The following is a 25,286-nucleotide window of genomic DNA, read 5'->3' on the forward strand; positions in this document are numbered from 1 at the left end:
TGGGAGGCACTCGGGATGCAATTACCATAAGGCCGGTGCCAGCGTATACGGGATTGAATGACGCGCAAGCATTGACTTGCGACAGTAGATCGGATACGAGTGTTGACTGACATGACGAGCCACCGGGGTGACCCGCCGCCGGCCGCCGGCCCGCCGCGCCGCTGCGACAACACGAGCGTCGGCGTGCTGATCGCCGATCCGGCCGGGCGGCTGTTGCTGCTGCGCCGGGCCACCCCGCCGGTGGGCATCGCCCCGGTCGCCGGTCACGTGGACGACCACGGCACCCCGGCCGACGCGGCCCACCAGGAGGTCGCCGAGGAGGTGGGCCTGACCGTCCGGACGCTGGACCTCGTGGCGGAGGGTTGGCGGCCCAACGCCTGCCGCCGGCCGGCCGGCCCGCGGGGCACGGGCCACCACTGGTTCCTCTACCGGGCGGTGGTCGCCGGAACCGTCCGGCCGGATCCGGCGGCGGCCCGCGAGGTCCGGTGGCACACCCCGGGCGAGGTCCAGGACCTCGTCCGGCGCACGGTGGCGTACGCGAGCGGACGCGTCACCGCGGCACTGTTCGCCGACGCGCCGGGCATCGAGCCGGTGTGGGTGCGGTTCCTCCACGACCTGGCGCTGACGGACGTGCCGGCCGGGGATCTCGCCGCGGTGGACGCGCTCGCCCGCGGCGGTGGGCCGTCGTCGCCTCCGCGCGGCTGACGCCGCGTCCGGCCCCGCCGGAGCCCACGGCTGCCGCCGGTCGGCCGAGTCGCCCCGGATCGCTCCCCGACCGGGCAGCGTGACGATCGCCGCCGGGGCGGGCCGCTGGTACGTTTCGGGTACTGCCGACGTCCACGCCCGAGCGGAGGTCCCGGGTGAGCAGCACCGGACCCGACGACGCCCGGTGGCCGGACGTCCTCGACACCACAGGCGGGGACGCGGGCAGGGCGATCACGGAGCGTGACTGGGCGGGGACCCCGCGATCGGCCGCCCCCGCCGAACCGGACGCCGACCTCACCGAACTCGACGCCGCCCGCGCCGAACTGGCGGCCGCCCGCGCCGAGCTGCGGCTGTTCCGCGTCCGGTCGGAGCAGGCTCTGCGGCGGGCCGAGGCGCTCGCCCGGTTGGCCGGCGCGCTCAGCTCGGCCCGGGGCCGGGACGCCATCGTCGAGGTGGTGACCACTGTGGCTCCGGCCGTGGTGGACGCCACCACGCTGCGGGTGGCGATCGCCCTGCCCGGCCGCATCGTGCTCGACGTGGCCGGCGCCGGCGCGTCGCCCGAGCGGCTGCCGGTCGACGCCGACGTCCCGCTGGCCCGGGCGGTACGCGACAACGCGACGCAGCCGCTGGGCGACGACCGGGGCACCGGGGTCTGCCTGCCGCTGCGGGACGGTGACGGCGGCGCGCTCGGCGTGCTGGAGGTGCGCTGGGCCGACCCGGTCGCCGACGACGAGGCGCTGCACAGTCTCCTCGACGCGGTGGCCGCGCTGTGCAGTCAGGCGCTGCAACGGGCCGAGCTGACCGGGTCGGCGCAGGCGATGGCCGGGTTCGCGGCCCGGTTGAGCATGACCCGGTCCACCACCGAGGCGATCGGGGTGATCCTGGACGCCGCCACCACCGCGTTCGGCGCGGAGCTGCCCGGCCTGGCCATGCGGGACGAGGGCCGCCGGGTCCGGCTCTGGTACCACGACGACGTGCCGGGCGAGCTGGCCGCCACGTTCCGCGACCTGACCGTCGACGACCCGCGCCCGATCGTCCGCGCGCTGCACCACGGGGAACGCATCGTGCTGCGGGACCGCGCCGACTTCGCCACCCGGTTCCCCGGCCTGCCCGACCCGGTCGGCCGGCACGGCATGGTGACCACCGTGGCGCTGCCGCTGTTCGGCGCCGAGCGCCGCCCGATCGCCGCGCTGGGCTTCGGCTGGCGGCGGGAGCGCCCGCTGCGGGACAGCGACCTGGCGCTGCTGGACACCGTCGCCGACCTGTGCGAGCAGACGCTGGAGCGGGTCCGGTTGGCCGCCGCCGAGCACAACCTGGTGACCCGGCTGGCCGGCCGGCTGCGCAGTTCCTCGCTGACCACGCCGAGGGGCCTGGAGGTGGCCACCCGCTACCGGCCGGCGATGAGCGGTCTGCACCTCGGCGGCGACTGGTACGACCTGGTCCGGCAGGACGGCGACCGACTGGCCGTGGTGGTCGGCGACGTGGTCGGGCACCAGGTCGAGGCCGCCGCCGACATGGCCCAGCTGCGTACCGTGCTGAACACGCTGATCCGGATGGGCGTGCCGCTGGAGGAGGTGTTCCTCCGGCTCACCGAGCTGCTCGGCGTCGGGTTCCTGGGCACCTGCCTGGTCATGGTGGTCGATCCGGCGGCCCGCGTGGCGCACGTGGCCCGGGCCGGGCACCCGCACCCGGTGGTGCTGCCGGCCGGGCGACCGCCGCGCACCGTGCAGACCGCCAACGCGATGCCGCTGGGCATGGTCGACCGACCGATGACGATCACCACTGTCGCGTTCTGTCCGGGGGACGTGCTGGTCGCGTACACCGACGGGCTGGTGGAGCGGCGCGGCCGGCCGTACGACGAGGGCGTCGCGGCGCTGCACCGGTCGCTGACCGCGGTGCGGGACGAGCCGGTGGAGGCGATCGCGGACGCGCTCCTGCACGACCTGGCCGGCTCGGAGGACGACCAGGCGCTGGTGGTGCTGCGACACCTCGGTTGAGCAGGCTTCGGCGGCCCGGTTCGGGGAATGATCCTCGGGTCGGCGGACCACCCACCTCAGGAGGACCATGATGGCCACCAGCAACCAGCCCGCCAAGGCGTCGGGCAGCTACCGGATCGGCGGTGACCTGCGGGTCGACCGTCTCGGCTACGGGGCGATGCAGCTCACCGGCCCGGGCGTCTGGGGCGACCCGAAGGATCCGGCGGAGGCGGTGCGGGTACTGCGCCGCGCGTACGAACTGGGGGTCACGTTCATCGACACCGCCGACTCGTACGGGCCGTTCGTGAGCGAGCTGCTGATCCGGGAGGCGCTGCACCCGTACGCCGACGACCTGGTGATCGCCACGAAGGCCGGACTGACCCGTTCCGGCCCGGGCGACTGGCGGGGGCCGCTGGGGCGGCCGGAGTACCTCCGTCAGCAGTGCGAGCTGAGCCTGCGCCACCTGGGCCTGGAGTCGATCCCGCTCTACCAGTTGCACCGGATCGACGCGCAGGTGCCGCTCGCCGACCAGCTCGGTGAGCTGGCGCTGCTCAAGCAGGAGGGCAAGATCCGGCACATCGGGCTCTCCGAGGTGACGGTGGAGCAGATCGAGGCGGCGCGGGCGATCACCCCGATCGCGTCCGTGCAGAACCTCTACAACCTGGCCGACCGCAGCGCCGAGGACGTGCTGACCCACTGCGAGCGCAACGACCTGGCGTTCATCCCCTGGTTCCCGATCGCCACCGGCAACCTGGCCCGGCCGGGCGGTCCGCTGGACGCGATCTCGACCGGGCACGACGCCAGCCCCGCGCAGCTCGCCCTGGCGTGGCTGCTGCGCCGGTCGCCGGTGATGCTGCCGATTCCGGGTACGTCGTCGGTGGCGCACCTGGAGGAGAACATCGCGGCGGCCGAGGTGGAGCTGACCGACGACGAGTACGAGGCGCTGGCGAAGGCGGCCTGAAACCCGACACTTGCCAACGGTGATCGAGAAACTACTGTCAGAAGGATTCTCGCGAGTGGGGGTCCTGTCAGTGGTGGAATTCGATTACGTCGTGGTCGGCGCCGGCGCGGCCGGGTGTGTGCTGGCCGACCGGCTGACCGAGGACCCGGGCACCCGGGTGCTGCTGGTCGAGGCGGGCGGCTGGGACCGTAGCCCGTTCGTGCGGGTGCCGAAGGCGTTCTCCCGGCTGATGGACGACCCGCGTACCGCCTGGCACTATCCGGCGGCCACCGGGCCGGGCCGGCGCGAGACGTGGCAGCGCGGCCGGATGATCGGCGGCTCGACGTCGGTCAACGGCATGATCTGGAGCCGCGGCGCGGCCCGGGACTGGGACACGCTGGCGCCGCTGGGCTGGGGCTGGTCGACGATGCGGCAGGTGTTCCAGCGGCTGGAGGACCATCCGCTGGGGCCGGCGCCGCACCGGGGCGTCGGCGGGCCGGTGCGGCTCTCCGTCGCCACCGGCACCGACCCGCTCGCCGAGGAGATGGTGGCGACCGGCGTCGAGCTGGGCTGGCGTCGGGTGGACGACCTGGACGCCGACGACGACGAGCGGATCGGCTACCCGACCGCGACCATCCACGGTGGCCGCCGGGTCAGCGCCGCCGACGCGTTCCTGCACCCGGCGCGGCGCCGCCCGAACCTGACCGTCGTGGTCGACGCCGTGGTGCTGCGCGTGCTGGTCGAGGGCGGCCGGGCGGTCGGCGTACGGGTGGCGCACCGGGGCCGGGAGGTCGAGCACCGGGCGGCCGGGGCGGTGGTCCTCGCCGCCGGCGCGCTGGCCACCCCGGCGCTGTTGCAGGTCTCCGGCATCGGGCCGGCCGACACGTTGCGCGCCGCCGGCGTACCGGTGCTGCTCGACCGTCCCCGGGTGGGCGCCGGCCTGCGGGAGCACCGGTCGATCGCGTTGCAGTACCGGCTCGCCGAGCCGGGCGGCTACAACGCCCGGCTGGCGAGCCCGCTCGGGCAGGCCGGCGCGACGCTGCGCTGGCTGCTCACCCGGGGCGGGCCGTTGGCGCTGCCGGTGCTCGACGTCGCGGCGCACGTGAAGTCCCGGCCCGATCTGGACCGGCCGGACGGCCACCTGCTGATGGCGCCGTTCTCGGCCGCCCCGCCCCGCCCCGGCCGGGCGCTGGAGCTGGAGCGGGAGCCGGGCGTGATGTGCCTGGGCACGGTGACCCGGCCGGACAGCGAGGGCAGCCTCACCGTCACCGACGCCGATCCGCGCGTCCCGCCGGCGATCGTGGCGAACTACCTGACCACCGAACCGGACCGACGGGCGGCGGTGCACCTGTTCCGCCGGATGCGGGAGTTCTTCGCCACCGGGCCGATCGCCAAGCGGCTCCAGATCGAGACCGTGCCCGGCCTCACCACGCGGACCGACGAGGAGATCGTCGAGGCGGCGGTGGCGCACGGCTACTGCGGCTATCACGCGGTCGGCACCTGCGCCATGGGCGCTGACGACGATCACGTGGTCGACCCCGAGCTGCGGGTACGCGGCGTCGACGGGCTGCGGGTGGTGGACGCGTCGGTGCTGCCGGCGATGGTGGCGGGCTGGACCAGCGCGCCGGTGACGGCGCTGGCCTGGCGGGCCGCCGACCTGATCCGGGGGTGAGCGCGGTCGGGCCGGGCCCACCCGGGGGCGGGCCCGGGCCGGTTCAGACCGCGAAACAGTTGGGTCGGATCGCGACGCCGGCCAACGCCTGCCGCACCGCCGTGTAGGTGGTGCCGTCGAGCACCAGACCGAGGTGGCCGACCACCCGCAGCGGGCACCACGCCTGCACCAGCACGTTCGTCGCGCCGTCGGCGAGCACCGCGTTGTCGACCGGCCGCACCAGCTCGTCCTGCCAGGTGCGCAGCGTGGTCCAGCGGACCGGTCCCGGGGTGTCGTCGCCGGAGTTCAGGTCGGCCAGGAAGCTCGACCCGATGGTCATCTGCTGGCAGGCCACGATGCCGGCGCAACTGCCCAGCCCGACGACGGCGAGGATGTTGGCGACGTACGTGCCGTACTGCGGGCTGCCGAGGCTGACGTACTGGTCGACCGCGGCGGCGCCGCCGAGGAACTTGACGTACCAGCGGCTCACCAGCCCGCCCTCGGAGTGGGTGACCAGGTCCACCCGGCTCGCGCCGGTGGCGGCGCGGACCTGGTCCACGTAGGACGACAGGGCCCGGGCGGACTCGCGGATGTCGCCGAAGCCGAGGTTCGGCAGCTGGTAGATGGAGACCCGGTAGCCGTCGGCGCGCAGCCGGGCGGCGATCGGCTCGTACGCGATGGAGACGCCGATCAGGCCGCCGACCACGATCACCGGGTCGGCCGCCGCGGCGGCGGCCCGTTCGGCGGCGGTGACGGTGCTGGCCGGGGCGGCGGCGGCTTCGGTGGCCGGGCTCGGCGCGGCGGCCTGAGCGGCGGTGGCCGGGACGAGCAGCGCGGTGGCGGCGACGGTGGCGGCCAGGATCGTTCGGAGCAGCATGGGCTGCACCTCCGATGGGAGGGGCACCCGGCGGGAACCGGGCGGGGCGGGTGGGGTCCGATCGATCGTGGGAACGATGATGCGTGTCTGATTTCACACACGTCAATGAAAAGTTACGCGCCGGTAACCAGTTGTTCCACCTGGCGCACGAACCGGCATTCGGGACGGGGCCGTCGCCCCCCACCGCCCGGGACCGCGATGGCATGCTGGGCGCCGTGTCCACCCCACCACCGCCGCCGGAGAAGCCACTGCGGGTGATGCCCTGGTGGTCGGCGCTGCTCGGGCTGTTGCTGGCCGTGCTGCTCGGCTGGCTGGTGCTGGACTGGCTGCTCGCCGAGGCCGACCGGGCCGGCCAACCCGACACCCGGGCCACGCTGCGCGTCGACGCCATCCGCACCGGCCTCACCGTGGTCGCCGGCACCGGCGGCGGGGTGGCGCTGCTGTTCGCCGCCCGTCGACAGTGGATCAGCGAACGCGGCCAGCGGCACCAGGAGGCGGTCGCCGCCCGCGACCAGACGCACCGCGACCGGGTGCAGGCGCACGCCGAGGTGGTCGCCGAGACCGCCGCCCGCCACCAGGACCGGCAGGCGACCGCCGCCGAGCACGACGCCGCCGAACGGCGGCTCACCGAGCTGTACGTCCGGGCCATCGAGCTGATCGGCAGCGACCACCCGGCGGTCCGCCTCGGCGGCCTGCACGCCCTGGAACGGCTCGGTCAGGACAACCCGGCGCAGCGCCCGACAACCGTGGCGGTGATCTGCGCGTACCTGCGGATGCCGGCGCCCGACGACAGGCGCGAGACCGAGGTGCGGCGTACCGCGCAACGGATGCTCACCCGGCACCTGCGCGCGGACCAGGACGACTGGTGGCCGGGCATCGCGCTGGACCTGACCGGCGCCCGGCTGGACAACTTCGACGCCGCCGGCTGCACGCTCGTGGACCTCGACCTCACCGGCGCGGTCTGCACCGGCACCACCAGCTTCGCCGGCGCGGTCACGCACGGCCGGCTGCGGCTGACCGCCGAGTTCGCCGACGTCGTCCTCGACGACCTCACCGGCGACGCCGAGATCGTCCTCGACGACGCCCGCCTCACCGGTCGGGTGAGCTTCGACCGGGCCGACCTCGGCGGCGAGCTGTCCTGCCGGGGCGCGAGCCTCGGACCGGTCTCGTTCCGGGACGCCACGGTGCGGCAGCCGATCAGCTTCGACCGGGCCAGGTTCACCGACAGCGCCAGTTTCCGGGAAACGGTCTTCCTCGGCGGGGTGTCCATGGAGCACACCACGTTCGCCGGGTACGCCGGCTTCCACCGGGCGCGCTTCGCCGACATGGCGTTGTTCCGGTGGACCGAGTTCGGCGCGGAGGCGTGGTTCGAGGGCGCCCGCTTCGAGGGCGCGGCCAACTTCGGCCGGGCCGTGTTCCACGGGCGGGCCCGCTTCGAGGGCGCCACCCTGGTCCGGCTCTTCCTGGTCGACCAGGCCCGGGCCTCGACGTCGGTCAGCCACGTCTGGCCGCCCGGCACCGCCGTCACCCGCCGCGACGACGACTGGCTGCTGCTGACCGACGAGTGACGCCCGGTCGGTCAGTTCCCCAGCGCCTGGACCTTCGCGATGGTCTCCTGCACGTGCTGGCGGGCCGGCTCGCCGCCCTGCGCGGCCTGGGCGAGCGCCTGCCGGTAGGCGTCGATCACCCCGATCAGCGGACCGGCCGTGGCGCCCTCCAGCGCGCCGGCCACCAGCGCCCGCGCCTCGGCCGCGTCCTGCGCGGCAGCGGCCGTACGGGCCTTCGCCTCGTCCAGCTTCCGGGCCGCCGCCGCCAGCCTGGCAATGACCTCAGCCGCACTCACAAGCCCTCCCCCTCCCACCCGTCCGTCCCCACCAACCCTACCGCCCTACCCACCTCCGCGATCTTGCACTTGCCGCCCCGACAGAAGCCGCACAAGCCGCATCATCCGGGCCGCAACCGCAAGATCGCCGAGGGCTCAGCGGAGGAGGCGGAAGAGGATCAGGTAGAGGCAGAACAGGGACGGGGAGACCAGGGCGCAGATCACGAAGCCCATCGGCGCGTACCGGCCGGCGGGGGCCTCGGGGTCGGGCAGCGCGGGGCGGCCCCAACGGGCCAGCACGACCTGACCGGCCACGAACGACAGCAACGGCACGCCGGCGCAGGACAGCGCCGCCACCAGGTCCATCCCGGACACCGGCAACGGCGAACCGAGCAGCGCGATCAGCATGAACACCGAGCCGACAAGCGCGCACCCGGCGTACACCGCGACCGCCCGGGCCGGCGCGGACCAGGTGGGCAGCAGCACCGGTCGCCGCGCCAACGCCTCCGCCTCCTGGCCGTGCCGGTCCGCCTCGTCGGCCAGCCGCCCGGCCGCCGCCAGCTCCGCCGCCGGGTCGCTTCCCGGCCCCGCGGGCGCACCGGCCGCCGCGTCCGGAACCGACCCCATCGGTACGCCGACCGCCTGCCCGAGCCGGTCCAGGCGCTCCCCCTGCGCGGCCAGCCGCCGCCCGACCCCGTCCACCCCGGCCTGGAGGCCGCGCCGGCGCTCCGCCTCGGCGGCGATGGCCCGCTCCCCGCCCCGCTGCCGGGTGGACAGCTCCCGGATCAGGGCCGCGTACTCGTCGAATCCACTCATGGGTTGTCGCTCTCGGGGGCGAACGGCACGATCAGGGCGGTCCGGTGCTCGTGCCGGTCGACCAGCAGGGCGCGGCCGTCGCGCGGCTGGTAGGCGAGGTCGTGCACGCCGAGGTGCAGACCGAGGTCGGCGGCCGGCACGTTCAACGCGACCAGCCCGGTCACGTCGTCGCGGTGCCCGCTGCCGCCGAGGTCGTCGGCGAGCCGGCGCAGCCCCCGCCACCAGCCGAGCACGTGCACGCCGCGCGCCGGACCGTGCCGCAGCACCGCGCGCAGGTCGTCGTGCCCGGAACGGAACGTGCCCGGGTCGGTGGCGGCCAGCGTGCCGGCGGCGGCGTCCATCCCGAACACCGTCAGGTAGGTGCGCGCCGGCCCGGAGGCGTCGCCGGTCAGCTCGGCGAGGAGCGCGCGCAGCGCGTCGGCGTCCAGCCGGCGGACCGGGTGACCGGCGGCGGCCAGCGTCATCGCCAGGTCGTCGGCGAGGTCGGTGGTGCCCGGCGCCAACGGCGCGAACAGGAACCGGGCGGCGCCCGGCGCGTGCTGCCGGGCCAGCGCCAGGACGGCCGAGCGGAGCACCTCCGCACCGGCCGCGGCGGTGCCCACCACGGCCAGGTGCCGGCCCGGGCTCGCGTCGAGGGAGAAGCCGGCCGGGCTGCCGGCGACGTCCACCACACGGCCGAGGAGCGCGTACGGCGGGTCGGCGCCGGGTGTCAGCGCCGCCCACGCCGGATCGTCGGTGAGCCGGGGTGTCTCGTGGCCGCGGAACACCGCCGGCGGCGGGGAGCCCTCCGGGCGGGCCGCGTGCAGCTCGTGGCGCAGCGCCGCGAGGTCGGCCGCGGCGGCGTGCGCGTCCGGGAAGTCCACCTCGATGTCCGCACCGGGCGCGCCGGCGGCGGTGTTCACCACGGCGGCGCCGACCGTGAGCCCCCGCGCGGCGTCGTTGCGCGGGTCCAGCACGGCGTCCCCACCGGGCAACGCGATGCGCAGCGGGAACTGGCCGAAGATGGCCTCCGCCCGGCCGTACAGGGCCTCGATGCCGGTGGTGCTCTGGCTGGCCAGCACCAGGTGCAGGCCGTACGAGCGGCCCTTACGGGCCAGTTCCTCGATCAGGTCGACGGCCTGCCGGGCCAGCGCGTCGTTGCCGGCGAACAGCACGTGGAACTCGTCCACGACGGTGACGACGCGGGGCGGGCGGGCGTTCGGCGGCAGGTCGGCGAGGCGGCTGACGCCGTGGCGCTTCAGCAGCTCGGCACGCCGGGTCAGCTCGGCGCGCAGCTCCCGGAGCACGGCCACGCCGTACTCCCGGTCGGACTCGATGCCGACCGCCCGGGCGTGCGGCAGCCAGGACTCGTCGCGCGGGGTCGGCACGAACTCGGTGAAGCTGACACCCTCCTTGAAGTCGAGCAGCATCAGCCGCAGCTCGGCCGGGGAGTAGCGGGCGGCCAGCCCGTAGAGCACGTCGAGCAGCAGCACCGTCTTGCCGGCGCCGGTGCGGCCCCCGACCAGCCAGTGCGGCGTGGCGTCGTCGAACGCGACGGTCAGCGGCTTCTTCCCGGCCCGGCCGAGCACCGTGCGCAGGCCGGCGCCGGCCGACTCGGCCCACCGCCGCGGCGGGAGCAGGTCGGCGAACGTGACGGCGGAGCTGTCGTCGGCGGCCTCGGCGAGCCGGCGGGCCAACGCGGTCACCACCGCGTGCGACGGGTCGTTGTCGAGCACCACCGGCGCGGCCAGCCCGCTGCCGTCGACGCTGAACGGGCGGCCCGGCGGGTCACCGACGAGCGTGTAGCGCTCGGTGACCCGGAGCTGGGTGGTGGCCCCCAGCGGCGGCACGGACACGCCCGGACCGGCCGCTGCGTAGCCGGCCAGCAGCACGCAGACCGCCGCGGCCGGGCCGGCGTGGGTGAGCGCGGCCAGCCGGGCCAGCTCCCGGGCCGGCAGCGTCGACGCGGCGACCACGACGAGCAGCTCCCGGTCCTCCGGGTCGGCCCGCTGGGCGGTACGCGCGTGTCGTTCCGCGGCGTCCAGCAGCGCGGCCGTCTCCGCCTCGGTGGTCGCCGCCGCGCCGAGCACCCCGGCGTCGTGCAGCGGGCGCAGCGGCAGGAACGCCGCCCCGAACGCGGCCTGGTCGATGCCGACCACCCGGACCGCGCCGGCCGGGGCGGCGGTGAGCAGCCGGACCACCACGGCGCGCAGCAGCTCGCCGACGCGCGGGTCGCGGGCGTCCACGTCGACCGCCAGGTGGGCGCCGGCCCCCACCGGCACCAGCACCGGGAACACGCCGTCGACGGTGGTCGCCTCGCCGAGGCGTACCGGCACGGGGTGGGTCGCGACGCGGGCGGTGCCGGGCACCGCGGCGGCCAGCTCCCCACCCAGGCGGGCCAGTCGGGCGACCAGCTCCGGGCTGCCGACCGGGGCCGGCCCGGCCGCCCCCAGCAGCCGCCCGGCGGTCGCCCAGTGGCGCCGCGCCGCCCGGTGCCGCTCGACCGCCTGCCGGTACGCCGCCGCGAACCTGTTCACCGTCCGCCCTCCGACGCCGTCTGCGATCGAGGGAACCCTAACGGACGCCCGCCATCGGAGCACGGGGCGCTCGGCACCCGGGATTCGTCCACTGTTCACCCCACCGCCGACGGGCCCGCCGCCCGCCGTTCCCGCGACCCGACTTGCCTGCCAGTGCAACCTCGACTGCACAGGAAGGCGACGACGTGACCTCCAATTCACCCCTCTCCCGGCGGTCGCTGCTGGGCGGCGCGGCCGGCGGCCTCGGCATCGTGGTGGCCGGCAACCTGGACGCCATCGCCGGGCCGGCGGCGGCCCGCGCCGCGTGCCGGCCCGCTGTCGGCTACGGCGACCTGGTGCCGGACCCGGCCGGCCTGCTGGCGCTGCCGCCCGGCTTCTCGTACACCGTCGTCGCCCAGGCCGGCGCGACGCTGCTGGAGTCGGGGCAGCCGACCCCGAGCGACGCCGACGGCACCGGCTGCTTCCGCGGCCCGCGCGGCTCGGTGCTGGTCAACAACCACGAGATCGGTGGCAGCGAGCCCTACCCGGTGCCGGCGCTGCCCGGCCTCACCTACGACCCGGGCGCCCGCGGCGGCACCACCACCATCGAGGTGGACAAGCACGGCCGGCGGCTGCGCGAGTACGTCAGCGTGGCCGGCACGCACAACAACTGCGCCGGCGGCATCACGCCGTGGGGCACCTGGCTGACCTGCGAGGAGACCGAGCAGCGGGCCGGCGGTCAGTTCCTCAAGGACCACGGGTACGTCTTCGAGGTCGACCCGCACGACCGGTCCGCCAACACCGACCCGGTGGCGCTGACGTTCCTGGGCCGCTACTCCCACGAGGCGGTGGCGGTCGACCCGTACACCCACTCGATCTACCTGACCGAGGACGCCAGCGGCCCCAACGGGCTCTACTTCCGGTGGACGCCGCCGCCCGGCTTCCGGGCCGGCAAGGGCGCGCTGCGGGCGCTCGCCCAGCGGCCGGACGGCGCCACCGCCGGCACCCTGGAGGCGATGCGGTGCCGGCGCGGCGACGGACACGTGGCCGACCTGTCCGAGGCCACCACGCCGGGTACCCGCTACCAGGTGGACTGGGTGGAGGTGCCGGACCGGGACGCCCGCACCGTGTCGGTGCGCAAGCAGTTCACCGACGACGAGGTGACCCGCAGCCGCAAGCTGGAGGGCGCCTGGTGGGGCGACGGCGGCGCGTACTTCGTGGCCAGCTACGCCCGCCACGACGACGGCAGCGTCAACGAGCACGACGGTCAGGTCTGGTTCTACGACCCGCGCCGACAGACCGTCACGCTGAAGACCATCTTCGGCGTGAACACCGACCCGGAGGCCGACACCGGCAACTACGACGGGCCGGACAACATCACCGTCTCCCCGTACGGCGGGGTGATCCTGGCCGAGGACGGCGAGGGCGTGTCGCACCTGGTCGGCGTCACCGAGCAGGGCAAGGCGTACGCGCTGGCCCGCAACGAGTTGAACGACAGCGAGTTCACCGGGCCGACGTTCAGCGCGGACGGGAAGATCCTGTTCGCCAACATCCAGACCCCCGGCTACGTCTTCGCCATCACCGGCCCGTGGGGCCGCCCCAGCAACGCCCACCGCTGAAGTTGCGGATCTTGGAAGGAATCGGCCCCTCCCGGGGCCGTTTTCTTCCAAGATCTACGAGCGTTGTCCACAGGGGGCGCGCGGCGGGTCCTGGGGGCGGCAACCTTGGGCGGGTGGGGAACTCCTGGGCGGGGATGGGGCGGGCGCTGCCGTCGGACGACGCGGACGAGTTGACCTGGTTGTTGTTCCGTCAGGACGACGTGCTCAGCCTCAAACAAGCGCAGGCGCACCTCACCCGCAAGGCGATCCGGCATCGGGTGGCCACCGGTCGATGGCGTCAGGCGCACCGTGCGGTTCTCGTCGCGCACAACGGCCCTGTGGGTACCGCCCAGCGCCGGTGGATCGCGGTGCTGGCCGCCGGACCGTCCGCGCTGCTCGGCGGCATCACCGCCGCCCAGGCGGGTGGCCTTGGGGGGTTTCCGGACCGCGTCGTCCATCTGCTCCTGCCCGCCACCTGCCGTCGTGCTCCGCTGCCGGCCGGGGTGCGCGCACACCGGACCAGCCATCTACCCGACGAGGATGTGGTGCGGGTCGGCCAGCCTCCCCGGACGACGGCTGCGCGCTCGGTGATCGACGCCGCTCAGTGGGCGCCTACCGACGCGCAGGCCCGGGCGATCGTCGCGGCGGCGTTCCAGCAGCGGTTGGTGGGCGGTGACGACCTGCACGAGGTGCTGGGTCGGATGCCACGAGTCCGCCGCCGACGGCTCCTCCTGTCCACCGCCACGGATGCGGCCGGCGGCGCGCATTCGCTGGGCGAGTTGAACCTGCTCGACCTCGTGCGTCGCGCCGGCCTGCCCGAACCGAGCCGTCAGGTGGTCCGGCGCGACGCCGCGGGCCGGAGACGCTACCTCGACGCCTACTTCGACGAGTGGCGGGTGCACGTCGAGGTGGACGGCGGGCAGCATCTCGACCCGGCACACGCCTGGGCGGACATGCGCCGGCAGAACGACCTCTGGGTCGAGGGCGACCGCATCCTCCGGTTCCCCTCCTGGGCCCTGCGCGACGATCCGCAAGCGGTGATCAACCAGTTACGGGCTGCCCTCCAAGCCGCCGGCTGGCCCGGATGACGACTGGCGGCGCGGGCGATCTTGGCGATCTTGGCGATCTTGGAAGAAAATGGCCCCCGGAGGGGCCTTCCGCTTCCAAGATCTAGCGTTCTTCCGGGTTGCTGCCTCACTCGTGGAGAACGTCGGTCTGCGGTTCGAGCACAGGTGGCGTGCTCAGTGGTTCCCGCAACCCCGGCACATCCCGAGCCGGACGATCGAGTGCGTCACCGAAGACGCGCCACGCGTCCTGCGCCGCGCGGCGCGATCGCTCGCGCACCGCCTTCCGACGGCCGGGCGGCCACTCCTGCTCCACCTGCGCGCGCTGTGCGCGTGCGCGTGCTCGACCATGATCGGAGACGGTCAGCCCACGCTTGGCCAGTTCAGCATCGAGATCCTCGGCTCGCATCCGCGCTCGCACGATGCCGACGATGTACTCAGTCGCGTTCGGTTCACGCTCCAAGCGCTCCGCGACGTCCAGCGGCAGCACGAACGACTTCCTGCGACCCGACCTGCTCACGCCTGCGATGCCAACCAAGTTCTCCACTCGGGGGAACCTGCGCCACACGCCGACGATCAGCTCCGAGAGCCAGCCTGTTCAGACAAGCTTGCGGCCAGTGGCCAAGCGGCAGCCGGGCTCCGCGACGCCGCGCCGATCCAGACCGCAGATTCCCACAGCCGTTGTACCGGCGGCACGATCCCGCCCATGCGGTCGCCTCAGCCGCAGATCTTGGAAGATTACGGCCCCCATGAGGGCCCTCCGCTTCCAAGATCTCATACCTCACCGTGATTCAGGGTGTTCGGCGACGAACACGCCTACGCCACCCACGCCTTCGAGTAAGCCTTCGACCTTGAGGGCATTGATCGCTTGGCGCACCACAATGGCCGACACACCGTGCTGACGGCACAGCTCGGTGGTCGATGGCAGCTTGTCGCCCGGCGCAAGCGCGCCGGACTGGATCTCGGCGCGGATGCCGTCGGCGATCTGCGCCCACTTCGCTTTGGCGGGCATGGACAACTCCCAGGTCTGCCCCGCCATTTGATCACGTGAAACTTTGTATAGCAAGCAATGTTCGGTTCAACGCTTGCCACGTCAAAGCCTGTTATATAAGCTCATGCATGGCCGGCTCCCAGGTCTGCAAGCCCGGAGTTGGTCCGTTCCCACCGCGCAGAGCGCTCGGCCGGCCAATCCCCCGGACGGCCGAGCGTGCGTACCTGTCCCCCGCACGTCGCACCCCGACGGGAGGCCCGATGGGCGAGCGCACCGACAACGAGTCCCCAGGTGAATCCTTCGTCTCGACGCAGGACGTCGAGGACGCCGACGACATCCTTTTCGCGCACCCGCCGCGCCGGGTCGTCCGCTGGGTGTGCGGCTGCGGCGAGGACTACCCGTGCCTGGAGGTGGTCTACGCGCGCCTGGTCAAGGCCGCCGCGACCGGCCCCGACGAGCCGCGATGAGCGCCCGTCCGATCCGGACGGGAGACCTGCTGCGCCTCGACCGTGCGGCGAGTGTGCAGTTCTGTCGCCCGATCACCGTGCGCGTCATTCGGGAGATCACCGACCGCCAGACGTTCGACGGTTGGACCTGGATCGAGGTGTACGAGTTGGACGGTAACGGCGATGCGGTCGCCAAGCGCGAGCTGTTCGTGCAGCCAATCGGGCTGCGCTGGCTGAACGCCACGGTCAGCGAACGCCCTGCCCTCAGCCGAAGCACCCCGACCGCTGCCCGGCTGCGGGTGCCGGCATGAGCACCAGCACCCGCCCGCATCTACCCATGCGCCCGCTCTGGATCTGCAGGCGCTGCGCGCACCCGTGGCCGTGCGCGGAGGCTCGGCTCGCCCTGCTGGCCGAGTACGCGGGTGACCGCCTCTCCCTGGCGGTCTACCTGTGCGGGCAGCTTTACGACGCGGCCCAAGAGCTGCACCGCCTCAACCCTGACGAGGCGCCGAGCCCGCAGGCGCTGTTCGCGCGGTTCGTCGGTTGGGCACCGGCGTAAGCGGGGCCTGGCCGTGGAGGCTCTGCGGTTGATCATCGCGGTCGTGATCACCGCGGCGTCGGTCACCGACCACGCCATCGGCGTGCAGCTGCCGGACCGGGTCCTGGCGCACACCCCCGGCCGGCTTCGTGCCGGTGAAGCGGCGGTGGGTGGTGGAGCAGACCAACGGCACGCTCATGCTGCTGGCGGTGGGCGTGGATCAGGTCAGCGAGGTGGTTCGACGATCTGTTGGACAACCATCCCCACCAGCACAACCAGTTGAAGAACGCTCAATGACTTCGGATCAGGTCCGCTTGCGGCGCGCGATCTCGTCAGAGAGTTGCTGCACGTGGGCAGGGTCCGCGTCCCGGGCAAGGGCGACGTAGTGGTCCATGACGGCCGGCCGGTAGCGCACGGGCAACGTCTGCCCTGGGGCGAGTCGGGTGAGCTCGGTGATCGTGAGGCCTTCGTCTGCGACACCGCGGAACGAGATGCCGTCGGCGGTCTCCACGTCAAACATCAGGACCACGCGAGGGTTGCTGTTCACCTCCCGCCAGTCGACGAGAACGCCGAGCGCAAGTGCCCCCGTACGCAGTTCCGCATTGCGCTTCCGCGCATCACTGCTCATCAGCGGGTTCGGGGCGATCCCGGGGAAGTCGGGCCCGACGCCGAGCGATTCCCGACTCAGGTCGGGCCTGAGCTGGTCCATCTGACCGCTGAGGTTGTTCGTCGAACCGATGATCCTGCCGATCATCGCGTCAAACATCCTGCCGAACAACCTGGCCCCTCCCCCACACCGGTGCCGGAATCTCGGCTTGGCGCTCCGCCTTACCGCGATTGTATGGCGGCCATTCCCGAGCGCCATCGCACCGCCCCGTCTCGACGGGGTCGCCGTCTGTGTTCCCGGACGGGCTCGGTCGGTGCACCTGTCTGTCGGACGAGCCACGTCCGCACGCCGACAACCGGGATCGAAACGTCTCCCGAGCCCGATGCGGCCTCGGTCCCGGGCGATCAGCTCGTCGTAGGAGAATGCGCGGAACCGCTCGGTCTCCACCCGCTCGGCACCGTCCTTGCCCGGCAGGTAGCAGTCGACGAGATGTGTTCACCTGTTCATCGGGCGCTGCTGACCACGCCGACCGCGATCGACCGGAGCGCGTCGGCGTCCACCACCTCCGGATCCACAAGCACGGTCACGGCGACTCCGGGCCCGGCGAGCCAGAACGCCTCTGCCGCACCGATCAGGCCGGGCCCGTCCGGGTGGGCGAAGTCGGCAAGCTCCCAGGTGTCCGGGTCGCGCTCCAGGTAGTCGGAGAGGAACTCGCGGACCGCGTCCAGATCGGCGAGACGCTCGCCCCGGAGCACGTGCACCCGCAGGTCGACGCGGTAGCCGTCGTCGACCTGGCGCTCCCAGACCCGGCTGGCGAAGCTGACGTCGTCCCATTCGGAGCCGAAGTCCGACACCGCGTCGCCGATCCCGCCCGGCAGTTCCCCGACGTGGAAGCCGTCGAGTTCCCCACCATCGTGCTCATTCGTCATCCCGCGTTCCAACCTTCCGTGGGCGAAAACGTCATCCACCAACCAGAGCCGTTACGCACAGTAATTCACCTGACCCCTGGGGCCGCCGCCGTGCGGCAGCCGGGGTCGGGGCCGGCGTCGGCGACGCCGCAGTGGAAGACCTCGACCGGGGCGGCTCCGACGTCGGGCACCTTCGCCACGGTCAGCAGCGCCAAGCGCTTGGCGAGCGGCTCGCCGGCGTCCGGCGCGTACCGGATCAGGCCGCTGACCCCCGGGTAGCCGCCGGCGGCGTTCTGGCGCAGCACCTCGGCGTGCACGCCGACCGGGTTCACCGCCCGCGGCTCCCAGCGGCGGCCGGTGTCGGCGTGCCGCAGCCGGGCGGCGAGACTCTCCAGCGCGCGCACCATCATCATCGCGGCGTCGTAGGCGAGGCTGACCCGCTCGCCGACCGGCGGGCCGGTCCCGGCGCGGCAGCGTGGCGGGTCGAGCAGGTCGTCCGCGCCGATCCAGGTGAGGAAACTGCCCCGGGCGTCGTCGCGGGCGGCCTGCGCGGCCCGTAGCGCGGTGCACGTGGCCAACGACGCCTTCGACACGTACGTGACCGGCAGGTTGCCCGGCGCGCTGGCCCGCAGCCCCGCATTCGCCATGTAGCGGTTCACCGAGTCGTCGGTGACCAGGTGCCGGGGCGGGTCCGCGCCGCATTCCTTCAGCGCCCGCAGGAAGCCGTCGAACTCCGACCAGCGGCCGGCGAAGAAGAGCATGCCGGGGTAGCCGCACTCCTGGGTCAGCCGTCGGCCGCTGCTCCACTCGTCGAGCCGGGTCAGTCGGGTGCCGAACCGTTCCCGCAGGCCGCCGACGAGCGTGGCGACGTAGAGGTCGTCGGTGAGCGAACTGCGCTCGCCGGTGGTCCAGTAGACGTGCGCCTCCCGCACCCGCAGCACCTGCCGGGCGTACGCCTCGACCATGGTGGCCTGCTCCCGGTTGGGCGCGGACATGGCCAGGTAGAGGCTGGAGTTCTCGTCCATCCGGTCGGCGGACAGCGTGGGCGCGAGCACCGGCAGGCCGACCCGGTTGAGTTCCCGCAGCGCCGCCGCGGTGCTGGCGCGGCTGTCCACCAACCCGACCACGCCGAGCACGGTCGGGTCGTCGCGGGCCAGCCCTTCCAGCATGCGTACCGCGTCGTCGGCGTGCCGCATCTGCCGGCCGGCGTTGGCCACCACGATGTGCAGCAGCGCCGCGTCGTCGGCCGCCGCCGACTCCTTCAGCAGCGCGTACTGGGCGGTGGCCATGCCCTCCAGCTCCTCCCGCTCGGAGACGTAGGACTCCTCGTCCGCACGCGTCCGGTTGCCGGTGAGGCTGCCCAGGTAGACGAGCGTCAGGTAGGGACGGCGGTGCTCGCTGCGCCGCCACACCTCCTCGGTGGCCCGGTTCTGCGCGAAGATGCGCCGCTGCACCGCGCGCAGCCGGTCCTGGCCGGGCTCACTGTTGAAGACCTGCCCGGCGGTGTCGCTGTAGCCGACGCACTCGCCGCCCACCAGGCGCACGCTCACCCGGTCGGTGGGCCAGGGCCGGCAGTCCGACGCCCACCGCCCGTGCGCCCAGACGCCCACGCCGGCGAGCAGCACCACGGCCACCGCCGCCGGCAGGAACCGCCGTGCCCACCAGGGCGGGTCCGGCGCCACCAGCGCCGGCGGGGCAACCCCATGGGGTACGCCGGCAGCGTCCTCCTCCGCCGTCAGCACCAGCAGCCAGGCGCCGGTACGCCGCAGCCGGCGACGTTCCGGCAGCACCTCGGCCCAGTCCTCGTACGCCTCCTCGGCCTGCGCCACCGGCCGGGACGCGGCCGGTTCCGGCGGCGGGTCGGTGGCGACGGCGACCACCAGCAGCGGGTCGTTGCGGCCGGTCTCGTTGCGGACCTCGCCGAAGATCCGGACCAGCGTGTGCCCGACGTTGTCCGGGCGGACGCCGTCGAGCAGCACCACCGGGTAGGCGGTGCGCCGCCAGTCCCCCGGTCGCCAGAACCGCCGGCGGTAGGCCAGCCGCAGGTCCTCCAGGAACGCGTGCAGCAGCAGCTTCTCCACCTGCGCGGGGTGTTCGCCGTCGCGCCAGCCGGCGGTGAGCCGCTCGGCGAAGCCGAGGAACGTCACCGACTGCCGGGGCGCGAGGTACTGCTGGCGCATGAACCAGCGGTACTGCCGGCCGACCACTGGCACCCGGCCGGAGACCGCGATCCGGAACACCACGCTGGGCACCGCCCGGCGCAACAGCCAGAGCAGCACCTGGAGCGCGGTGCCGAGCCCGGAGCCGCCGCCCACCTGCGGGTCCTCGCCGACGCCGACGCGTCTCCCCCGCCAGTCCCGCAGCCGGCGCACCAGCGAGGCCCGGCCGCTGTCCGCGGCGTCCACGTCGACCGTGAGCGTCTGCTGCATCAGCCAGTCGGCGAGCGGATAGTGCCGGAACCGCAGCCGGGGCGCGCCGAACGCCTCCAGCGAGAGCTGCCGGTGCAGCTCGCGCAGCGCGGTCGCGACGTCGTCGGTGGGCGGCCGGTCGGTCAGGTCCAGCACCGCGTGCGGCACCCGACGCCCGGCGCCCCGACCGGCGAAGCGGCGCAGCAGGCCGGCCACCGCGCCGTCGTCGGCCGGCCGGAGCAGCCAGAGCAGCGGGAGTCGGCGGTCCCCGCGACGCGGCCGGCGCAGCAGCCGGGCCAGCAGGGTGAGCAACTCCAGACCGCCGGCCGGGAGCTGCTCGCGGGCAGGCCGCGGCCGGGTCACCGGTTCGCGCATGGTCACCTCCAGGTGACGGCGAGTGTCGCACCATTGTCGACTCCCCACGCAACCGCCCTGGGATGCAAGGAGGGGGCCCTTCTTAACGCCTGAGGCATAGGAGGGGGCCCCGGTTAACACCCGCAGCTAGCGCGGCGGCGGGCGCAGGCCGTCCAGGGCGATGGCCAGCACGCGGTCGCGCTGTGCCGGGTCCGGGAACTGGTACGCGGCGAGGCCGCTGATCAGGCGCACCACGTCGTCGAAGTCGGCGTCGGGGCGGGCCGCCCCGGCGGCCTGGGCGCGGCGCAGCAGCGGCTCACCGGCCGCGTAGATCTCGGTGCGGCAACTCCGGAACACGTCGGAGTCGTGCACCAGTTCCTCGGCCAGCGCCCGCTTCGCGCCGACGTAGGCGACGAACCGGTGCAGCCAGCCGACCAGGGCGTCCCACGGGTCCAGGTCGGCGAGGTCGGCGGCGGAGGCGCTGAGCGCGCGCACCTCCTCGACGTAGACCGCCTCGAACAGGTCACGCCGCTGCGGGAAGTTGCGGTAGAGCGTGCCGATGCCGACGCCGGCGCGGCGGGCGATCTGCTCCAGCGACGCGCCGGCGCCGCGCTCGCCGAACACGTCGCGGGCGGCGGCGATCAGGGCGTCGTAGTTGCGCCGGGCGTCGGCCCGCTTGGGGCGGCGCGCGAAGACCTCGGTCGACTGGTCGGCGCTGGACATGACGCCTGTCACTCCTTCCGTCTTGCAAACGGAGGCACCCCTCCATTACGTTGGTGGAGGCACCCCTCCGGATAGCGTACTCCGGCGGGCCCCGGCCCGACGCGCCGCCATCACCGCCCAGCGCGCGAGCGGCCACCGACTCGTACCGAACGGGAGTTCTCCCACATGATCGACACCTTCCGGCGCGGCTCGCGCCGGATGACGTTCCTCGTCCTCGCGGCCGGCACCGGCTTCTTCGCGATGCTCCAGTCGCTGATCACCCCGGTGCTGCCCACCATCCAGCACGACCTGCACACGTCGCCGAACACGGTGACCTGGGTGCTGACCGCCTACCTGCTCTCCGCGTCGATCTTCACGCCGATCCTCGGCCGGGTCGGCGACATGGTCGGCAAGGAACGGATGCTCGTCGTCTCGCTCGCCGCGCTCGCGCTGGGCTGCCTGGTGGCGGCCGTCGCGCCGAACATCGGCGTGCTGATCGCCGCCCGGGTGGTCCAGGGCATCGGCGGCGCCGTCTTCCCGCTGTCGTTCGGCATCATCCGCGACGAGTTCCCCGCCGCCCGAGTCAGCTCGGCGGTCGCGTCGATCTCGGCGGTGGTGGCCGTCGGCGGCGGCCTGGGCGTCGTGCTCGCCGGGCCGATCGTGGCCGCGCTGGGCTACCGCTGGCTGTTCTGGATCCCGCTGGTCGTGGTCGGCCTGACCGCGCTGGCCGCGCACCGGTTCGTGCCCCGCTCGCCGGTACGCACCCCGGGGCGGATCAACTGGCTCAGCGCCGTCCTGCTCTCCGGCTGGCTGGTGGCGCTGCTGCTGCCGGTCAGCAAGGGCGCCGCCTGGGGCTGGGCCTCCGGCCGGGTGACCGGGCTGCTGATCGTGGCCGCGGTGCTGCTGACCGTCTGGCTGGCGGTCGAGGCCCGGGCCGCGAACCCGCTGATCGACCTGCGGATGATGCGGCTGCCGGCGGTCTGGACCACCAACCTGGTGGCGCTGCTCTACGGCGCCTCGATGTTCGCCGTATACGCCTTCCTGCCGCAGTTCACGCAGATCCCGACCAGCGCCGGCTACGGCTTCGGCGCCAGCATCACCCAGGCCGGGCTGCTCATGCTGCCCATGCTGGTCGGCATGTTCGCCGCCGGCCTGCTGGCCGGGCGGTTGGAGTCCCGGTTCAGCGCCAAGGCGCAACTGTGCACCGGCGCGGTGTTCAACGTGGCCGCCGCGGCGATGCTCACCGCCGCGCACGACACCCGCTGGCAGGTCGCCCTGGCCGGCGGACTGGTCGGGCTCGGCATCGGGCTGGCGTTCGCCTCGATGGCCAACCTGATCGTGGGAAACGTGCCGGCCTCGCAGACCGGCGCGGCGACCGGCATGAACGCCAACATCCGTACCATCGGCGGCGCGATCGGCGCGGCGCTGGCCAGCACCGTGATCACCGCCAACCCGCAGCCGAGCGGGCTGCCCCGGGAGGCCGGTTTCACCGCCGGCTTCCTGCTGCTCACCGGCATCTCTCTCGCTGCCGCGCTGGCCGCGATCGCCGTGCCCTCCGGGCGCCGCGCCCGGCCCCGGCGGCACACCGGGCCGACGCCGGAGGTCGCGCTGTCACAGGTGACGCCCGGCGCTCCCGCCGCAGCGACCGCGCCGCCGCAGGTGACATCCGGCGCTCCCGCCGTCACGACCGCGCCGCCGCAGGTGACATCCGGCGCTCCCGCCGTCACGACCGCGCCGCCGCAGACGGTCGGCGGGCTGGCGCCGGTGGGCCGCTGATCCGGCCGCCGGCGACCTGTTAAGAGGGGCCCCCTGCTATGCGGAATGCGTTAACAGGGGGCCCCTCCTTACACCTCAGCCGATGGCGGCGGTGAGGGCGGCGAGGTAGCCGTAGCGGTAGCCGTTGGCGTTCGGGTGGTACGCCTCGATCACGCCGCTGACGTCGCGGATCCACGGGTCGGCGGCGCACACCCCGTGCCCGGTGAAGAACGGCCGCGCGTCGACGAACGTGGCCCCGGCCGCGCCGGCCCGGTCGGCCGTGACGCCGTTGAGCACGTCGGCGGCCTGGTTGAGGATGGTGCGCTTGTAGCTGCTCATGGCGAGCAGGCCGCAGGAGCCGGTCTCGAACAGCCGCGGGTAGCCGAGCACCACCAGCCGGGCGTTCGGGGCCCGGTCCCGGATCGCCGCGTAGGTGGCGTCCAGCCGGGCGGGCAGCGTCGCGGTGGCGAACGCCTTGGCCCCGGCCACCGCGTTCTCGCAGCTCGACGTGCTGCCGAAGCGGCAACCGGTCATCACGTCGGCGAAGCCGGCGTCGTTGCCGCCGATGGTGATGGTGACCAGGGTGGTGGCGGTGCTGAGCTGGCCGACCTGGTTGTTCAGCACGTCCGCGGTGACCGCGCCACCGCAGGCCGGGAAGCGGAAGCTGGTGACCGCGTGCGCCGCGGCCCAGAGCGGGGCGTACGACTTCTGGCTGCGCAGGCAGGTGGAGAGGTCGTACGGCCCGGCGCCGACGCCGGAGGAGTAGGAGTCGCCGAGGGCGACGTAGTTGACGGTGGCGGCACGGGCGGCGCCGGGCAGCAGCACGGCGCCGAGGACGGCCGCCAGGACCGCGGCGAAGACGGTACGGACGCGACGGGGCATGGGGGGACCTCCACGGGACAGGGGTGGTGGAGCCCGTTGACCGCGCGCGTGGTCGAGGGGACGGGTGCTTGTTACTAGTCGGTAATGCTATCGAAACATCGACACTATTTGAATAGCCCCGGCCATCGGCTCGGGGCAGACCCGTTTACATGTGTCGATTAGGTTGGCGGTGCGTACACCCGACGGAGGGAGTCCCACCCGTGCCACGTGCACTCTCGGCGGCGATCGCCGCCCTGACCCTCACCACCGCCGTCACCACCGTGACCGGCGCACCCGGCCAGGCCGCCCCGACCGGATGGGGCCGCCCGCACGTCTCGGCGGCCACCCCCACGCCGGGCAGCCCCGGGCTGGGCGACAGCTACTTCCCCGACTACGGCAACGGCGGCTACGACGTCGACCACTACGACATCCGGCTGCGCTACGAACCGGCCACCGACCGACTCAGCGGCACCACCACGATCCTGGCCACCGCCACCAAGGACCTGTCCCGGTTCAACCTCGACTTCGCGCTGGCCGTCGAGTCGGTCCGGGTCAACGGCTGGGCCGCCGGGTTCGCCCGCGCCGGCGACCACGAGCTGGTCGTCACGCCGGCCCGCCCGCTGGCCAGGGGCCAGCAGCTCACCGTCGTGGTGAAGTACGCCGGCGTCCCGTCGGAGACCACCGTCTACGGCTACACCGGCTGGACCCGCACCGCCGACGGCGCGCTCGCCGTGAACGAGCCCGAGTCGGCCTGGTGGTGGTACCCGAGCAACGACCACCCGAAGGACAAGGCCACCTGGGACATCTCCGTCTCGGTGCCGACCGGCCTCGAAGTGGTCAGCAACGGCGTGCAGCCGCGCGACCCGCTGCCCGAGGCCGGCAACCGCACCCGGTGGAGCTGGCGCAGCGTCAAGCCCGGCGCCACCTACCAGGCGTTCCTCGCCATCGGGCAGTACGACATCGTCACCGACACCGCGCCGAACGGGCAGCCGGTGGTGAACGCGTACAGCACCACGCTGGGCGAGCGCCTGCCGGCCGCCCGGGCCAGCATCGAACGCACCGCCGAGATCGTCGACTGGGAGAGCGGGGTGTTCGGCCCGTACCCGTTCGAGGCGCAGGGCGGCGTGGCCGGCCCGGTCGACGGCATCGGGTTCGCGCTGGAGACGCAGACCCGACCGGTCTACGGGCCGGGCTTCTGGCGCCGGGGCGCCAACCCGTACGTGGTGGTGCACGAGAACGCGCACCAGTGGTTCGGCGACTCGGTGTCGGTGGCGGCCTGGCGCAACATCTGGCTGAACGAGGGCTTCGCCTCGTACGCCGAGTGGCTCTGGTCCGAGGAGCAGGACGAGGGCACCGCGCAGGAGCTGTTCGACTTCACCTACGACAGCTACCCGGCCGACTCGGAGTTCTGGCAGGTGCTGCCCGGCGACCCGGGTGCGAACCGGGTCTTCGACGACGCGGTCTACGACCGGGGCGCGATGGCGCTGCACCAGATCCGGCTGGCCGTCGGCGACCCGGCGTTCTTCCGGATCCTGCGCACCTGGACGGCCCAGCGGCAGTACGGCAACGGCACCATCGAGCAGTTCCAGGCGCTCGCCGAGCGGATCTCCGGCCGGGACCTCGACGCGGTGTTCACCACCTGGCTGTTCACCGCCGGCCGACCCGAGCTGGGCGCCGTCGCGCGCACCTCGGCGGCCCCGGCGCAGCCGGCCTCCTGGACGAAGATCCGGTCGGCGCACGAGCTGCTCGCCCGCTGACCGGTCCGGGTGTTA

At 73.8% G+C, this 25,286-nt stretch carries 23 protein-coding genes and 1 pseudogene; 13 read left to right on the forward strand and 11 right to left on the reverse strand.

Translation table 11 applies throughout. From position 1 onward, the window contains the following. Window positions 1-111 precede the first annotated feature (111 nt). From C8054_RS15740 to C8054_RS15755, 4 genes are all read left to right on the forward strand, one after another. Window positions 112-705, forward strand: coding sequence for an NUDIX hydrolase (locus tag C8054_RS15740; protein ID WP_107157542.1), 594 nt, complete (start codon window positions 112-114; stop codon window positions 703-705). Window positions 706-860: 155 nt separating this feature from the next. Beyond that, window positions 861-2,702, forward strand: a complete 1,842-nt coding sequence (locus C8054_RS15745) for a PP2C family protein-serine/threonine phosphatase (protein WP_107157543.1) — start codon at window positions 861-863, stop codon at window positions 2,700-2,702. A gap of 70 nt (window positions 2,703-2,772) precedes the next feature. Next, window positions 2,773-3,642 carry an aldo/keto reductase gene (locus tag C8054_RS15750; RefSeq protein WP_107157615.1) on the forward strand — a complete coding sequence of 290 codons (870 nt, stop codon included), beginning with the start codon at window positions 2,773-2,775 and terminating at the stop codon, window positions 3,640-3,642. 70 nt (window positions 3,643-3,712) lie between these two features. Next, complete coding sequence (locus tag C8054_RS15755) at window positions 3,713-5,293, forward strand: GMC family oxidoreductase (protein WP_107157544.1); 1,581 nt, start codon at window positions 3,713-3,715, stop codon at window positions 5,291-5,293. Window positions 5,294-5,336: 43 nt separating this feature from the next. Here C8054_RS15755 and C8054_RS15760 read toward each other — a convergent pair whose 3' ends face one another. After that, on the reverse strand, window positions 5,337-6,149 hold the full coding sequence (locus C8054_RS15760; protein WP_107157545.1) for an alpha/beta fold hydrolase: 813 nt from the start codon (window positions 6,147-6,149) through the stop codon (window positions 5,337-5,339). Window positions 6,150-6,364: 215 nt separating this feature from the next. Here C8054_RS15760 and C8054_RS15765 point away from each other — a divergent pair, with 215 nt between their 5' ends. After that, the gene (locus C8054_RS15765; protein WP_146179920.1) at window positions 6,365-7,717 is read left to right on the forward strand and encodes a pentapeptide repeat-containing protein; all 1,353 of its coding nucleotides are present in this window, start codon (window positions 6,365-6,367) and stop codon (window positions 7,715-7,717) included. Between the two features lie 11 nt (window positions 7,718-7,728). Here the strand turns inward: C8054_RS15765 and C8054_RS15770 are convergent, their stop codons facing one another. The 3 genes from C8054_RS15770 to C8054_RS15780 form a co-directional block, all read right to left on the reverse strand. Next, the gene (locus tag C8054_RS15770; RefSeq protein ID WP_107157547.1) at window positions 7,729-7,992 is read right to left on the reverse strand and encodes a DUF6244 family protein; all 264 of its coding nucleotides are present in this window, start codon (window positions 7,990-7,992) and stop codon (window positions 7,729-7,731) included. A 135-nt stretch (window positions 7,993-8,127) separates the two neighbouring features. Beyond that, window positions 8,128-8,787, reverse strand: coding sequence for a hypothetical protein (locus C8054_RS15775; protein WP_107157548.1), 660 nt, complete (start codon window positions 8,785-8,787; stop codon window positions 8,128-8,130). Then, complete coding sequence (locus C8054_RS15780; protein WP_107157549.1) at window positions 8,784-11,303, reverse strand: FtsK/SpoIIIE domain-containing protein; 2,520 nt, start codon at window positions 11,301-11,303, stop codon at window positions 8,784-8,786. Before C8054_RS15780 ends, C8054_RS15775 begins: the two co-directional genes overlap by 4 nt. A 185-nt stretch (window positions 11,304-11,488) precedes the next feature. On the opposite strand from C8054_RS15780, the gene C8054_RS15785 reads away from it, so the two are divergent. Further along, a complete protein-coding gene (locus C8054_RS15785; RefSeq protein WP_107157550.1) occupies window positions 11,489-12,901 on the forward strand; it encodes an alkaline phosphatase PhoX in 1,413 nt (470 codons plus the stop codon). A 113-nt stretch (window positions 12,902-13,014) separates the two neighbouring features. Then, window positions 13,015-13,968: an endonuclease domain-containing protein gene (locus C8054_RS15790; RefSeq protein ID WP_233219660.1), complete on the forward strand. Its 954-nt coding sequence runs from the start codon at window positions 13,015-13,017 to the stop codon at window positions 13,966-13,968. A gap of 106 nt (window positions 13,969-14,074) precedes the next feature. On the opposite strand, the gene C8054_RS15795 is transcribed toward C8054_RS15790, so the two are convergent. After that, on the reverse strand, window positions 14,075-14,434 hold the full coding sequence (locus C8054_RS15795) for a hypothetical protein (protein WP_199199771.1): 360 nt from the start codon (window positions 14,432-14,434) through the stop codon (window positions 14,075-14,077). 291 nt (window positions 14,435-14,725) lie between these two features. After that, entirely contained in the window at window positions 14,726-14,983 is a 258-nt protein-coding gene (locus C8054_RS15800) for a GntR family transcriptional regulator (RefSeq protein WP_107157552.1), read from the reverse strand. Window positions 14,984-15,195: 212 nt separating this feature from the next. On the opposite strand from C8054_RS15800, the gene C8054_RS15805 reads away from it, so the two are divergent. The 4 genes and pseudogenes from C8054_RS15805 to C8054_RS33245 form a co-directional block, all read left to right on the forward strand. Further along, the gene (locus C8054_RS15805) at window positions 15,196-15,402 is read left to right on the forward strand and encodes a hypothetical protein (protein WP_107157553.1); all 207 of its coding nucleotides are present in this window, start codon (window positions 15,196-15,198) and stop codon (window positions 15,400-15,402) included. Further along, the gene (locus tag C8054_RS15810; RefSeq protein ID WP_107157554.1) at window positions 15,399-15,692 is read left to right on the forward strand and encodes a hypothetical protein; all 294 of its coding nucleotides are present in this window, start codon (window positions 15,399-15,401) and stop codon (window positions 15,690-15,692) included. Before C8054_RS15805 ends, C8054_RS15810 begins: the two co-directional genes overlap by 4 nt. Continuing rightward, window positions 15,689-15,940 carry a hypothetical protein gene (locus C8054_RS15815; protein ID WP_107157555.1) on the forward strand — a complete coding sequence of 84 codons (252 nt, stop codon included), beginning with the start codon at window positions 15,689-15,691 and terminating at the stop codon, window positions 15,938-15,940. The genes C8054_RS15810 and C8054_RS15815 overlap by 4 nt, the downstream gene beginning before the upstream one ends. Continuing rightward, window positions 15,936-16,122: pseudogene (locus C8054_RS33245) on the forward strand (IS5/IS1182 family transposase); the annotation flags it as partial. The gene C8054_RS15815 and the pseudogene C8054_RS33245, both read left to right, overlap by 5 nt. A 101-nt stretch (window positions 16,123-16,223) precedes the next feature. Here the strand turns inward: C8054_RS33245 and C8054_RS15825 are convergent. The 4 genes from C8054_RS15825 to C8054_RS15840 form a co-directional block, all read right to left on the reverse strand. Continuing rightward, on the reverse strand, window positions 16,224-16,673 hold the full coding sequence (locus tag C8054_RS15825; RefSeq protein WP_199199772.1) for a hypothetical protein: 450 nt from the start codon (window positions 16,671-16,673) through the stop codon (window positions 16,224-16,226). A 356-nt stretch (window positions 16,674-17,029) separates the two neighbouring features. Next, the gene (locus C8054_RS15830; RefSeq protein WP_107157556.1) at window positions 17,030-17,455 is read right to left on the reverse strand and encodes a hypothetical protein; all 426 of its coding nucleotides are present in this window, start codon (window positions 17,453-17,455) and stop codon (window positions 17,030-17,032) included. A gap of 65 nt (window positions 17,456-17,520) precedes the next feature. Next, on the reverse strand, window positions 17,521-20,217 hold the full coding sequence (locus C8054_RS15835) for a hypothetical protein (RefSeq protein WP_107157557.1): 2,697 nt from the start codon (window positions 20,215-20,217) through the stop codon (window positions 17,521-17,523). Window positions 20,218-20,343: 126 nt separating this feature from the next. After that, complete coding sequence (locus C8054_RS15840) at window positions 20,344-20,919, reverse strand: TetR/AcrR family transcriptional regulator (protein WP_199199773.1); 576 nt, start codon at window positions 20,917-20,919, stop codon at window positions 20,344-20,346. A 165-nt stretch (window positions 20,920-21,084) separates the two neighbouring features. Here C8054_RS15840 and C8054_RS15845 point away from each other — a divergent pair, with 165 nt between their 5' ends. Beyond that, on the forward strand, window positions 21,085-22,674 hold the full coding sequence (locus C8054_RS15845; RefSeq protein ID WP_233219661.1) for an MFS transporter: 1,590 nt from the start codon (window positions 21,085-21,087) through the stop codon (window positions 22,672-22,674). Between the two features lie 75 nt (window positions 22,675-22,749). Here C8054_RS15845 and C8054_RS15850 read toward each other — a convergent pair whose 3' ends face one another. Next, on the reverse strand, window positions 22,750-23,535 hold the full coding sequence (locus C8054_RS15850; RefSeq protein ID WP_107157559.1) for an SGNH/GDSL hydrolase family protein: 786 nt from the start codon (window positions 23,533-23,535) through the stop codon (window positions 22,750-22,752). 200 nt (window positions 23,536-23,735) lie between these two features. Here C8054_RS15850 and C8054_RS15855 point away from each other — a divergent pair, with 200 nt between their 5' ends. Then, on the forward strand, window positions 23,736-25,271 hold the full coding sequence (locus tag C8054_RS15855) for a M1 family metallopeptidase (RefSeq protein ID WP_107157560.1): 1,536 nt from the start codon (window positions 23,736-23,738) through the stop codon (window positions 25,269-25,271). Window positions 25,272-25,286 lie beyond the last annotated feature (15 nt).

Origin of the sequence: Micromonospora sp. RP3T (assembly GCF_003027925.1) — a bacterium.
Taxonomy (GTDB): domain Bacteria; phylum Actinomycetota; class Actinomycetes; order Mycobacteriales; family Micromonosporaceae; genus Micromonospora.